The sequence below is a fragment of the Maridesulfovibrio sp. genome (assembly GCF_963678865.1).
In the GTDB taxonomy this organism is placed as follows: domain Bacteria; phylum Desulfobacterota; class Desulfovibrionia; order Desulfovibrionales; family Desulfovibrionaceae; genus Maridesulfovibrio.
Genome location: NZ_OY787459.1, coordinates 705,080 through 718,679, shown reverse-complemented (window position 1 = coordinate 718,679; position 13,600 = coordinate 705,080). Strand labels below are relative to the sequence as shown.

The following is a 13,600-nucleotide window of genomic DNA, read 5'->3' as shown; positions in this document are numbered from 1 at the left end:
GTCCAGAGAAACTTTTTCCAAAAAGTTTCTTTGGTCCCGCTGAAAGCGCCGCCGGAGGCTATCCCGGCAGAACCTGATAACTTTGTCCTGCGTACAACCCGTAAAGAGCCCAGAATCCGCCCATTAGGAAATCACCCATAATCAGGCCGAAGAACAGATAACGGACACGTTTAAATAGACCCACTCCGCCGTAGCGCAGGGTCAGCTGGTTGCAGATCCATCCTAGGAAGAAGCTGAACCAGAGAATTTTCATGGCTGAGCTGTATGCGGTCAGGTATCCGATCGGATGCAGCGGCCACCATGGCAACCTGTTATAGGCCAGCACCAGCGCGAACATGATGATCGCCCCCAGAGTGGCAAAGGTGGTTACCCAGTGCGAAGCAGCCGCAGGCTCCTGAATAACTCGGACAACATTGTCGTAGACGTTTATGGATGTTCTGGTCGCCCAGTCCAGCTGCAGTTCGCGGATGCCGTATTTATAGCAGACCATGAGCATGGCCCCGAAAGAAACGATAACACCCAGCAGCAGGATTATGGTTATACCCAGCAGGAACAGGCGTTTGTTTTCAAGCCACTCATTGACTTTAGAACCGTGTACCAGCGAAGGCATGAGCGATTCACGCAGGTCAACAAAAAGTATTTTCTGGCAGACGGCGGTGACGGCTATGCCGACAGAGCCGAAGAATTTGGAGCCGAAGATTGTGGTTACGCTGTCAAGAGGTGCGGCTGTGAGGGTGAAGTAAGCGATACCTCCCTGACAGATAGCCTTGGAGGCAACCAGTGTGAATATGAAGAAGGCCAGTAGAACAACAACAGCCACCAGCAGGGGAATACCGAAATATACACACCATGAGGTCAGCATCAGTCCGGATACAGCCAGTCCCCAGAATGAAAAACGAAGTGACATCCATTCGGCCTCGCCGCGTGTTGATTCTGCGCCGAAGGCTTCTTTGATTACTTGTTTGAGGTGCTGGCGGGCCAGCCAGACTATGAAAATAAAAAAGACCAGATAAGCTCCGATCATCTGGGTTTCTTCGGGTCTTGTCAGAGTTGGGCCGAAAGTTACGCCCAGTGCGGAGGCCGGAATATTCAAACCGGCAACGCTCAGTATTCCGTAGAATAGACCGCCGAGCAGAAAGAAAAACCAGAAACTGAAAGAAATCTGCCTCGAAGCCAGAAAGGCAAAACCCACAAAAGCGGGATAAAAATAAATTTTCAGCTTATAAAAACCGGAGAAAAGTCCGGTCTTGGAAAAATATTTTCCGGCCAGAATTAAAGTAGGCATCTCCGGCACCGAGGGTATGTAGAAATGTAAACCGTTCATCAGGTGCAGGCAGACGCAGAAAATCAGGCCGGTCAGGAAGAATCTGTTCCCGAGAAAAGAGCCGTACAAGCCTTGATCCATGGATTCTTCCATGAAACGGGGCAACTGCAGAAGCGGGAAGTTTATGCGTTCATTTTCGACCCATTGCCTGCTGAAAATATTCGTCAGGCAGAGCATCATGAAATAGCAGAGCAGGATAAAAATACCCCACCACATGAGCGGTGTAATCCATGATGCCCATGGGATGGATTTGAATATTTCAACGTTGTCCATAAACGGACCGCCCTTGATTCCGTTGTAAAGCAGTTCCACGGCTTTGGGGTCCGTGGGATGCAGGGCATCCGGCAACAGTGGTTGCAGTACTTCTTTCCACCTGTTGCCTATAGTGGCAAAATGAAAAGGTGCGGTCAGATTTATAAAGAAGGTCCTTGCCAGCCCGGTATAGGAAATGCCGGACACAATTACCATCAGAATCCACATGGTCATCAGGTCCAGACCGGTCAGCAACGGGTGCGAATGCAATAGCTTGCGATGCAGACCGCAAATAGCAGTCAGCCATGCCAGTATGAAGAACGGGGCCAGCGGAAAATGTCCCCCGGCCAGTGGAGTGGCGTTCAAGTAGGTGTTATTGAAAGGTGTGAAAGCGCAGATGAGCAGCCCGAAAAGGGTTCCCAGCAAAATCGCTCTTTTCCTTATTTTACCATGCATCTGTGGAATCCTTATATTTAAAGGTCAGCAAGTTTTTTGCTTGTATTCAGTCCGGTAAAGCCGAAGGCCATCATTTCCGGAACTTTCTCACGGAAACTTTTTTGTTTTTCCGGATCAAGAGAACGCCAGATAAGGAACTGTTTCCTGATGGCGTTGATAAAATCTTTATTTAAACGTTTCCAAGCCCCGATTTCACCTGACTCTCGGGTGATGAACAATACTGCTTCAAGGAATTGCGGATGAGCTTCAGACGGCCTGAAGCGCAGTTCGACCATCTGTTTTACTCCGAAATCGAAGGGAGCGAGCCAGACCCGTACATTGAAACGGAAACAGGTAATGTGGTTCGGGCATCCTTCCAGCAGATCGCAAACCGACTCAGGTAGAGTTTCCTGATTGAAGTTTACCTCAATCTCTGAAGTTGAGAATAAACCATGGGATACTTCTGTATGAGACTCCAGATATTCCAGGAGAAAACCGCCTGCATCCTGCTGCTCGGCGTGCTTGAGCAGGAAGGGCAGGGGGGCTTCAATTGTATTGGTTTCGGTATCAGGCATTTTCCAGGAGCGGTTTACATCCGGGATAGCGATATTTGCAGCTACTTTTGACGGATAAATGACCGAAATCAGCGTGACTGCAATAACAAGCAGCATTGCTGCTACACCTGCCATAGATGAGTAGTTTGCAGTCATACCAGCCCATAGAGGGGTTCCGGCCAAAAGTCCTGATGCTGTTTGGGCGATAAGATAACCCACCACCACGCTGATTACCGCGAAGGCAATGGCCTCTGCAATGAACAGGAATGATACGTGAGTCGGGGCCATCCCTATTGAGGTATAAACCGCTATTTCTTTTTTGCGTTCATAAACACTTGTTATCATGGTGTTTAAGACGATAAGAGCTGAAATGATCAGCGGGATGATGATATTCGGGACACCTGAATAATTCATGGTGTCCGAAGCCTGGCAGATATATGTGCCGCTATTGTCGCAGCTGAAGATGGGCAGGCCGTAGCGGTCGATCAGGCTGTTTACTGTTTTTTTGGAAAATTCACCTGAAAGAGGTGCAATGGCCACAGCTTTAAGGTTCCCCCCCATCGCCATCAGTGTTTCGTAAGGAATGATGGCGGTAACTTCACCGGGAATGTGGGTATAACGCCCCTGAAAGGTGTCAATATCTTCACCGGACTCAATGGCTTCGGCTTCAACTTCACTGAGTTCCTGCGCTGCTGCAGAGGGGAATATTACCGGCGTCATGGGTTCACCGTCGAGGTCGGTGTGTTCACTGAATTTTTTCCCGTCAAAAATACCTACAAGTAGGAATTTGCTACCCCAGACATTTACTTCATCTCCGGCGGAAGCACCTAGACGTGCTGCCATTTTCCGTGAAAGCAGGATTTGCCTGTTTTTGTCAGGGACAAGCCATTTGCCGGCCACAAGAATTTTTTCAATTCCGCTGACTTTCGGTTCAGTGGGGTTCAGGCCCACAAGTCCTTTAACTTCTTCCTGTTTATCACCAAAACTTACCGGGGTGACTGCCGAGGTCGTCTTGTCTTTCAGCTCCATCCAGCCGCGCGGGGCGACGATGCCGTTTTCGTCAAAGTCGTTGCTTACAATGCCAAGAGTTTCACGGGGCAGATCGTGCCAGCCCAGATTCTTCATGAATAGGCCGTGGTATGGCTTGGCATCATTGAATTTGACGTAGGTATGCTGGCGCAGTGATTTTACCGCGGTAAAGCTCATGATGGTGAAAGTCAGGATGGTCAGGGTCAGGCAGGTCAGGAATGTCCTGAGTTTTCTGCGGCGCAGGTTGCTGACCCCGATTACAAATGCTGAAGTGAACGCTTTCCATTTGCTTATTTCAGAAGTCTGGGTCCTGTGTGCCCGCTGCTGGAGCAGGATCATTTCCTTTTCAAAGCGGAAGAAAATGATCAGCGAAACCATGACTGAAAGGCCGAGGATGAAGAAGGCCAGAATTACAACCATGGGACTGTAGGTCAGTTGAAAAGCGGGATGTACGGAATATATGACCGCAATCACCGCAGAAAGGATGGCCAGAAAACCTATAATTCTCTTATGGATATCTGCAAAAGAGAAAATCAGCCGTTCCATGCAGTATGCAAAGGGAATGAAAAGGGCAATATAAAACAGAACCCCGACCAGTACGTCTTTTTGGGTCTGGTCAACGTCCAGGTATACTTTTGAAGCCAGCGCCCATGCATGGCGGGCTTCGCTCATGAAATCATCATAGCGGCGTTCTTTCCATGCCGTTTCAGCATTGCTTAATGCTTGTTTCCCTTTCTGTTCAAGGGTTCTGATCTGCTGGTTTACAATTCCATGCGATTCAAGGTTTTTGATGCGCGGGTCAAGCAGGAGCCACATATCTTGTGCTGCGCGAAAGTCTGTTGCCGGGATAATAGGCCACTTCTTGAGGTTGTAACCTTTTCCTGCCGGATCGGTCGGTTCGGATTGGATGAGGATCATTTTCCGGTTCAGCACCGAGTCCGAGAGGGTCATTTTCAATGGAACATCAGGTTCGAGAAAGATACTGGCAATGGTTGATGACCGTGTATCAATACGGCTGTACCAGTAATGCATCGGCGTTGCATCGCGGGTGCCGTCCATTACCTCTACCTTGGTCATGTAACGGAAAGTGCGCGGGGTCAACAGGTCAAAGAGTGTCGTCTGGCGGCAGGCGAACATGACCAGTTTTGTTTCCATATCCAGCCTGCGCATTTTCAGTCTGTATGCGCTTTTTCCGGTCTGTTCCTTGTCGATGGCCCAGACAATCCTTCCATCCTCATTGTATTTATATCCCTCAAGGATCAGTTTGGATTGGACCAGCTTGTTAGAAGCCACGCCTTTATACTTGAAGTCTCCTTCGGAATCGGAAAGGGCGTAGAATCTGGTTTTGCCTTGAAAAGCCATGAAAATGGCTCCGGGAGCGGGCTGATCTGCAAAAAGTTCTCCCTGACGGATGAAGCGGGCTTTTCCGTTAACCATGGCGAATCCCTTACGGGGCAGTTTGGTGGTCAGCGGGCCTTCGCTGTCGGAAATTTTCCTGATCAATCCTTCTGTCAGTTCTGCCTGTTTACCTATTTTGTTCCAATTAATATTTTCAATGGTGTCAAAGGGAGTGCCCCAGTATTCGCGGCCGTCATTGACAGTGGCAAAGGTAAAGCTCAGCTTGCCGGACATGATGCCCACTTCGCTGCTGAATTGAGGCTGGTCAAGCAGCCATGTCTGCCACGGGCGGGTACGGTCCGGGCGCAGGGTATCCTTATACATGCCTTCGGTTCCGGTGTTTCTTTCCACTTCCGGGACAGCATTACCTAGGATGTCATTGATGCGCGAAAAGGTACGTGAAAGGTTTACTCTTTGTCTGAGTTCATAAAACCAGCCCTGACCGAAAGCCCCGACACCTTCACCATGACTGGAAAGATGCAGGGATATGCCGCAGACCATTTCCTTGGAGCGCACAATTTTGCGAAGTTCCCGAGCGCTTTTGATGGCGGAGAGTTGTTGTTTGATGTCCTGTTTGATCTTGAAAACTTTGTCTTTTACGTGCGGAAAAAGGTTTTTTACTGCTTTTGCTTCTTCAGGAGGGAGTATGGAGTAATCACTTTTCCATGAAATTCGGCGCAACAGCTTCCGTCTGTTGTCTAGTTCGGTAATGATGTTTTGATCAGCATCCTCCTGCAACCTCAGCTGCATGAGTTTTTTACTGATGATATCCACTTCGTCCTTGATCTGGTTTTTCAAGGTTTCATAAAGCAGGGTAAAAAGTTTCGGATTCTTCACAGCCAGATCTGCTGCCAGCGGATTATCAAGCTTCAGGCCGTCAAGGATCTTGGATGCGTCATTCTTTTTATTACGCAATTCCACCTTGATTTTTTTTAGGGTTTTGCTTTTTCCTGAAACTGCGGTGGCGTATTCACGCATCCCGCGCAGGGATTGTCCGTGTCCGGTGGTTGCCAGCAGCAGCACTGAACGTTTAGGAGGATTGGCGGCCATCTTTTTGCCTATTTCAAGAAGCGAGGCAATGGAAAGGGCTTCATCCGCTCCGGGAGAGTCTCCCATTATGTAAACGGAGCTGTCGTAAAAAGCTTCAATTACGATCAGCTCTTCTGCCATTTCAGGATCGCTGCCCTCAATTAGGCAGTAAACGTTCTCCGCTTCTATCCTCTCCCATTTGCTGGAGGATTTAAGGCTTCCGGAATTGGTAACGGTCTTTGATCTTCCATCCGCGTTCAGGCCCAGCATGCGGTGCGCGTCGGCTGCCGACATGTAATAACGGGGAAAGTCAAGCGGGGAGAGTTCCAGCTTTTCCTCGAAAAATCCCTTCAGGGTCGGACCGTTGTCAACATAGATTAAGGCCGCAGCCCCGAGGCTGGCTGCATTGAGCCAGTTCTTTCCGGACTCCATGTCCATGAGCACAATTGCATCTTTGACTGGAAGACCGTTGAAATCATTAAGAGATCCATGCCCGACATAGATTACCGGGCCGCTTAAGCCTTTTACCGGGGTTGCCGGAGGGGATACCGCGTTTAATTTAGCCGGCTTGATGCTGATTTGTCTGCCGTCTGCTGTACTGAAAACGGTTTCCGATGCTGTCATCGCCGGAGCAAGGAAGAGGTGTTTTCCGGTTTTGAAATCACCGAGTTCTTCAAATTTCATTTCAATGTAATCTGCAGCCCGTTTTGCTCCTTTGGAACCGAAGGAACGGTCTCCAAAAGATGACAGTTCGGAAATAGTCCGCCTGATTGAGTCGGCAGAGCTGTATGCTGTACCGGGTGCACCGCAGCTCAGCATAATTAACGCGGTCAGCAGAAAGATTGCAGTCGTGCCGCGTGAATGCGGAGCTTTATTCTGTGATGTCAGTGTGGACATTAAGGGAAGCCTCCGGTGATCAGGCCATGCGGATGCAGCCCACATCAATGTTGAGCTGGTCGCGGTGTTCTATTTTCTTGATCAGTCCGTCTTCGATCCAGACAACCCGGTCCGAGGCGCTGAGCATTTTGTAGTCGTGGGTTGCGGTAATGATGGTCACTCCGCGTTCCTTGCTCAGTTCGTTCATGAGTTTGATGATTTCTTCCCCGGTGGAGAGGTCAAGGTTCCCGGTAGGTTCGTCAGCAAGGATGATGGCCGGGTCGTTGGCCAGCGATCTTGCTATAGCCACACGCTGCTGCTGTCCGCCGGAAAGTTCCTGCGGCTTGTGGTTGTATCGTTTGTTCAGCCCAACCAGATCGAGCAGTTCAATGCCTTTTGCAACAGCGGCGTCGTTATGCACTCCGGCGAAAATCATGGGCAGGGTGATATTTTCCAGTGCGGTCATAACCTGAATAAGGTTGAAGGTCTGGAAAATGTAGCCGATTTTGCGGTTACGCAGCCATGCCAGTTCAAAGGCGTCCAACTGGGCAATATCCACCTCGTCGATGTAGACCTTGCCTTCAGATGGTTTATCCAGTCCGCCGATCATGTTGAACAGGGTGGATTTACCGGACCCGGAAGGACCCATGATGGAGAGGTATTCACCGGCATAGATTTCAAGGTCCACGCCTTTCAGCGCTTGAACGTCAGTGTTGCCGAGTTTGAAATTACGCTTGACTCCGGTTACCCGGACAATGGTGTGCTGGTCGGCCATATCTTTCGCCTTTTATCTTATTTGGGTTGCTGTTTATTTTATTTATTCTTCCACGCGCATTGCTTCGATGGGGCGCATGCGTGCAGCAATGAATGCCGGGTAAAGTACTCCCAGAAGACTCAGGCCGAATCCTACCCCTATTGAATAGAGAAGAGACATGCCGACTTCATCTAGGGGAAGCAAAATTACGGCGTTGAGCCCAAAACGGAGTATGCCGATCAAGAGTGCGATTATCGCTCCGAAGATGGCTCCCAGCAATGCTCCGGCTGTTCCCTGCATGGATGCCTCAAGCAGGAAAAGGCGCAGCACAAAACTGTCCAGTGCCCCTAGGCATTTCATGGTTCCGATTTCGCGGAAGCGTTCAGTCACAGCCATTAGCTGGGCATTGATGATTCCTACGGTGCAGACCAGCAGGGAGAGAATTACTATCCAGCGTTCCTTGGCACTGCCCCCCGGTTCGTACCCGGTTTTTTCAAGGATTTTGATCAGCCCAGAATCTCCTGAATTGTACAGGCCGCTGGAAATATCCGAACCGATCAGTACATAGGCCAGAAATGATACTGCCAGAATGAGACTGGTGACTGTAACCATGTTGCGCAGGAATCGAGATTTCAGGCTTTTAAGGCTGATCTCAAAAGATTTTTTAAAGGGTAGGACCACCTGAGCCGCAATATCCGGTTCAGTGTCCTGATTCTGAAATGGAATTTTCTTTTTCAACATGTCTGGCTCGGTTAATGTACTGGGGCCGGGACCGGAACTGTTGCCGGACCGTTGAATTAAGTGGCGGCATAAACAGCCGTCTGCCAGTCTATGCAATCCAGAGGGCTACCCCGTGACCCATGGACTATTAAATTACGGTTAAACAGTAATTAAATAACTGAAATGCCGTGAAATGCAAAGTGAAAAAGCTAAAGAAGCTACAACTCTACCGTTACGAATTTTAAACGGCAGCGATGTGCAGCGTTTTTTACTGAAGGTTCTTATGGAGCGGAAATTTTTTCGGAGTTAACTCCTCTAAAATATGAAAAATATGGGAGTATCAATTATGAGTGCCGAGCAGTTGTTGGCTGAAATTGCCGGTGCGTAACCGAGACTATCCTCAAACAAAAAAACGCGGCTGAAAGTATTTTCTTTAGCCTTAAATGGTTGAAGCATGCTGTTGAACATTGAGCGTTTTAGGTGGTTGTGTTCTAAGCCATTTTTTCGTTTACGGGTGTTGTGTACACTTATAGTACAGTTTTTTTGTGTAGGAGGGTTAAAAAAAATCTTGTAAACTCAATCCCTATTTGAAATGCTACGCAAAAAACGAACTGTTCGTTTTTAGTGTAGCATTTCAGCGAATAGGCTTGCAAATATAGCCCCGGACTCATATTAAACGCAAATAAGCGTAGGCGAAGGAAATTCACTGAAAACCTATACTTCAGGTCGGTTCGCGGGCTCCGACCCCAAGATTGAACACAGAACAACTACAAACCAACGAGGACAGGAAATGAAAAGGGAACATGAAGATCTCAAGCTCATTTACATAGGCTACCACCCCCGGTCGAATGATGGCAGCTCTCCACGATCACTCTCCCATAGTGACGCCATTGAAGTTATGGATGACTTCAACAAAAAGCAGGGGGAGGGGAACCTTCGTGCCGAGGTTGTTGAAATCGCCTTCAGCGGTTATTGCGCCGTTGCCGTTATGGAAACAACAGTCAACAAAGTCTGGCAGTACCTTTAATTTCCGCCAAAATCCTTTCAACCGTCTCTGTAGTCGAGTCCCGTTTCTTTGGCGATACTCAATTCATACACTATTTTAATATAGGGGGCTTTTTGGTCCCTCTCCCCAATGCAGCCCGGTCCTGATTATATTTGACGGATTCAGGGCTGCATTGAGTTGTTATAGCTATGAGGAGTTATGCCGAATAAAAGGACATCCACCTCCCAGATCTTGAAGAATGGTACTCCCTTTGTTGGCGCAAGGCGCAATGATGATCCACGCAACCTCGGCCTACTTTGAGTAACTCCGAAAGTTTAGTTATTAAGTAAACTTAATTAAAGCATGTTGCGGATATCTTTAATGCGTAGTCCGGGGGTGTTGTTGATTTTACCGAGCAGGTAATGGAGGAAAAGTTGTGAGGTTTTATTCATCCGTTGATGGTGAAGCATGAATCCGGCATGACCTGATTCAACAGCTTCAATGATCAGTTTCTGCAGAGTTTTCATGCCCTTCTGCGGGGAGGATTCCTTAATGGTATGCAGGTCGATATTGACCGGAATGTCCGGCAGATTCTCAGGCGGTTGGGGTGAAACATTGGTGCTGCGCGAAATGGCATTGAAACCGAGTTCAACAAGGCATTTCATGGTTTCAGCAGAGCAGCGGTTCCATGGCGGCGTAAATAAAGGGCAGAAGTGTTTCCCAAGCAGGCGGTTCAGTTTTGTTTTGCCACGTTCTAGTTCTCCGTGGATGACGTGTGCCTCCCGCGACGGTCCGAATTCAAATTTTTTGCCCTGTTTTTCATGGTTCATGTGCCGGTAGCCGTGCTGGTGCAGGCTCCATAAATCAAGATCCGGTCCCAGCTCCTTAAATAGCAAGTCCCTGTGATTTTCATTAAACCATGCCGGAACCACAGCCAGAGCCAGCGGGGTGCGGTTTTTTTTGAAAGCTGAGATCATGGCTGAAAACTGTTTGCCCGGATAACCGATGTCATCAGCTCTGAAGAAAACATCGCAACCTTCCTGCGGAATGTGCTTTTCTAGATTACTCCACCAGAGGTCGAAATTTTCAGTGAGGGTGGATATGTTGTTTTTCCAGATTGCTGATACTGGTCTGCCGGGCATTAATTCGTCCTTAGTTTTCTGATTGATTCTGCAGAATTGTTTGCGCCATTGAGATTTATTCCGTGTTTATCTGTTGTGCGGTCTCGGTTAAGAATAGTTTTAATGGCTGTTTTCATACAGGAAGTTGAATCAAGAATTTCCAACTCAATATAATTTGCAATTTTTTCAGCACGCATGCGTTGCTCATGATTCTGGGCAAAAGGGATTACTGCCGCAGGAATGCCTGAGGTCAGGATGTCCATACAGGTGTTGTATCCTGCCATGGAGACCATGGCGTCTCCGGCAGTGAGCAGGTCTGTGAAGTCAGCAGCAAATCGTTGGACTGTGATTTCTGCATGTTTTTTTGCAATGGAACACAGAGTTTCATATTTTTTATCATCCAAAAAGGGACCGGTCAGCATGAGCAGCCTGTTGTCCGGTGTATTCATTTCAATATACGACTCAAGCACGGATTCCATTAAGGGACCGCCGACCTTCCCGCCCCCTGCGCTGGCGATGAGCAGTTTCTCATTTTCGCTTATACCCAAGTCCGCCCGGATTTTATCCCGCAAATTTTCTACAGGTTTGCGGGCGGCGAATCCTGTATATTCACAGGGAATCTCAATTTGATCAAAAGCTTGAAAGGTTTCATCCAGTGAAGCTATTTTGGGGTCGGAATGAATCAGCAGCAGGTCAAAATATTTGTTCAGGTATTTAACGCAGCGTGCTTCATGTTTGCCGCCATCATTGCGCTCAACAAGGATATCCCGCAGAGAACAGACAACTTTAACATTCCCGAATTTACCAGCCTTGATCGCATCAAGGACCGGGAGCAGTTCAAAGCGGAAGGCTTTACGGCCGAAAGGAAATAGTTCAATGAGAAATACATCCGGCTTCTCGTCTTTAAATATTCTGGATAAAGCTGCTTTGCGTTCTTCTTTTACCTCTTCAAGTTCGCGGCCCTCATCAGTAGGCATGAGTCCGCCGAAATTTTCATCCATGCATAATCCGGGCAGTTGCCGGTACTCCACATTGGGTGGCAGAGGCTGATCCGGGCGTTCTCCTCCGGCAACAAAAATGACCTGTTCCCGGTCCAGTCCTTTTGCAATCTCGAGGCTGCGGAAAAAATGGCCCATACCTAGTATGTGCTGACAATAGTGAATTATTTTCATAGCTTGTCATTCAACCTTTCTACGCGGAGTTTCCCGTCCCAATTTAGCCAATGCAACCTGCGTTTTTTGATCAGTTTCTTTTTTTCGGGCATGAAATCATGATCCAGAAGTTTATAAATGACTGATTTCATAGTTCCTTCATGGGAAACAGCAAGGATTTTGATTTCGTCTTTGTTAACGGTACGAAGTATTTCGCTGATCCCATCCTCTAGGGCTTTGATGCCCCGTGCCGCACAGTCAATACGGTTTTCACCTGAATTAGGGGTGAAGTGCCAGCCTTTGGCTACTTCCTTATCAAGTTTGCCGGGGAAATTTTCATGAAGTTCAGCCGTGGTCAGGCCGGACCATTCTCCCCAATCCTGTTCCCGCAGGCCGGGCAGGTGCAGCATGGGTATTTTCAGGCCTTCGGTGATAATGTTTGCCGTCTCGATTGTCCGGCCTAGATCGCTGGTCAGTACTGCATCGAAAGTTTCCGGTTCAAGTATCTTTTTCCATCCGGTAGCCAGTTCCCGCCCATATTCGGTAAGCGGAGAATCGAAATGTCCCTGTATACGTCCTGCTTCGTTCCACTCAGTTACCGAGTGACGGATAAATGCGATTTTTACCGATTTCATGAATATCTCCACAGGCTGACTTTGTTAAGCCTGTTTTCAACTTTTTTCAGGTTTGTTGTGAGATTAAAATGTGTTTTTATGCGTTCAGTTGCGGCATTCCCCATTTTTTCACACAGGGAGGGATTGGAGAGCAGCTTAATCAGGTTGGTTGTCATGGCTGCGATATCACCTTCAGGTGAGAGTAATCCTGTTACACCCTGATCGACAGCTTCCTTCGGGCCCGGTGTGGAGTAGGCCACCACCGGAAGTCCTGCACATTGGGCTTCGAGATAAACCATGCCCAGTGCTTCATTAATACCCGGATAGGCGAAAATATCCGCTGCGCTGTAATATTTATACAGTTCATCACGCTCGACCCGGCCTAGAAATAAAATTTTCCCTCCGGCTTGCTTTGCGGCAAGTTGTTCCAGTCGGGGCCGTGCTTTTCCATCTCCGGCAATGAGCAGTGAGGTTTGGGTAATTTCTTTTGTTACCGGTGTAAAAGCTCTTATCAGGTCGCTGATGCTTTGGGCTTTTACATCTTCACGGAGCATGGCTGTGCTCAGGATAATTTTCTCACCGTTCAGTCCGTGTTTATTGCGTATTTCTTCTGCGCTCACCGCACAATATTGGAATTTATCCGGTTCAATTCCAACATAGGTTCGCGAAAGTTTTTCCGGGATGATGATCCGGGAAAGATTGCGAAAGTCCCTGTTTTTGTTGGCGAAAACATGATCAGCATGAAGAAGGGCATGTTTGTTGGTGATGTAGCCGGCCCATGTTTTGAAATTCCGGCGGTATTTGGTGGCGAATACTCCCTGATATATTACGTAGGGAATGCCTAGTTTTGCAGCAATGTGCGGGCCCAAAAGGTCGGGGGATTTGTAGTAGCTGTGGTAGGTCAGCCAGAGGTCTGGTTTGAACTCCTGAACCCGTTTTAATGTGCGGCGGAACTCAAGATACAATCCGGGCCATTTGGCAGGCTTGCAGGTGATGTGGCGCAGCCTTGAATCGCTGGCAACAAGCAGCTCATGGCCTTGATTTTTGAGGAAATCATGCAGGGTCCGTCCTATGATCAGGTCCCCGGATGGTTGCGGGTGATCAATAGGCTTGTGGGGTGCGAAAAAAGCAATCCGCATCTGCATGGCTCCCTGAATTTTTCGCCTCTGGCGGTCCTGCCGGAGGCCTTAAAACCTTTTGCAAAAGGGTTTAAGAATCCCAAAACCTTTTGTTGAGCTTCGCTGAGTTTAATTATGAATTCGTCATGACGAGCTATGGGCGAAGCAAACTAAAAGGTTTTGAAAGGATGGGGTCTGGGGAAGGAAAACTTTTGCAAAAATTTTCCTTCCCCAGCCGCC

At 48.3% G+C, this 13,600-nt stretch carries 9 protein-coding genes; 1 reads left to right on the top strand and 8 read right to left on the bottom strand.

The features are described 5' to 3' along the window. Positions 1-58: 58 nt before the first annotated feature. The 4 genes from ACKU41_RS03200 to ACKU41_RS03185 are packed head-to-tail and all read right to left on the bottom strand — an operon-like array spanning position 59 to position 8,392. Positions 59-2,032, bottom strand: coding sequence for a DUF6785 family protein (locus ACKU41_RS03200; RefSeq protein ID WP_321404098.1), 1,974 nt, complete (start codon positions 2,030-2,032; stop codon positions 59-61). A gap of 17 nt (positions 2,033-2,049) precedes the next feature. Beyond that, complete coding sequence (locus tag ACKU41_RS03195; protein ID WP_321404096.1) at positions 2,050-6,918, bottom strand: FtsX-like permease family protein; 4,869 nt, start codon at positions 6,916-6,918, stop codon at positions 2,050-2,052. 19 nt (positions 6,919-6,937) lie between these two features. Further along, entirely contained in the window at positions 6,938-7,672 is a 735-nt protein-coding gene (locus ACKU41_RS03190; RefSeq protein WP_319779724.1) for an ABC transporter ATP-binding protein, read from the bottom strand. 42 nt (positions 7,673-7,714) lie between these two features. Next, positions 7,715-8,392, bottom strand: coding sequence for an FtsX-like permease family protein (locus ACKU41_RS03185; protein ID WP_321404094.1), 678 nt, complete (start codon positions 8,390-8,392; stop codon positions 7,715-7,717). A 769-nt stretch (positions 8,393-9,161) separates the two neighbouring features. Here ACKU41_RS03185 and ACKU41_RS03180 point away from each other — a divergent pair. Continuing rightward, positions 9,162-9,398, top strand: coding sequence for a hypothetical protein (locus ACKU41_RS03180; RefSeq protein WP_319779722.1), 237 nt, complete (start codon positions 9,162-9,164; stop codon positions 9,396-9,398). A 314-nt stretch (positions 9,399-9,712) separates the two neighbouring features. Here the strand turns inward: ACKU41_RS03180 and ACKU41_RS03175 are convergent, their stop codons facing one another. From ACKU41_RS03175 to ACKU41_RS03160, 4 genes are read right to left on the bottom strand one after another with little or no spacing between them, the layout of a single operon-like run. Next, positions 9,713-10,498: a polysaccharide deacetylase family protein gene (locus tag ACKU41_RS03175; protein ID WP_321404090.1), complete on the bottom strand. Its 786-nt coding sequence runs from the start codon at positions 10,496-10,498 to the stop codon at positions 9,713-9,715. After that, entirely contained in the window at positions 10,498-11,649 is a 1,152-nt protein-coding gene (locus ACKU41_RS03170; RefSeq protein ID WP_321404089.1) for a glycosyltransferase, read from the bottom strand. The genes ACKU41_RS03175 and ACKU41_RS03170 overlap by 1 nt, the downstream gene beginning before the upstream one ends. Then, positions 11,646-12,263 (bottom strand): histidine phosphatase family protein, encoded by a 618-nt coding sequence (locus ACKU41_RS03165; RefSeq protein ID WP_319779719.1) that lies wholly within the window; start codon positions 12,261-12,263, stop codon positions 11,646-11,648. Before ACKU41_RS03165 ends, ACKU41_RS03170 begins: the two co-directional genes overlap by 4 nt. Continuing rightward, a complete protein-coding gene (locus ACKU41_RS03160; protein ID WP_321404085.1) occupies positions 12,260-13,381 on the bottom strand; it encodes a glycosyltransferase in 1,122 nt (373 codons plus the stop codon). Before ACKU41_RS03160 ends, ACKU41_RS03165 begins: the two co-directional genes overlap by 4 nt. Positions 13,382-13,600: the final 219 nt, after the last annotated feature.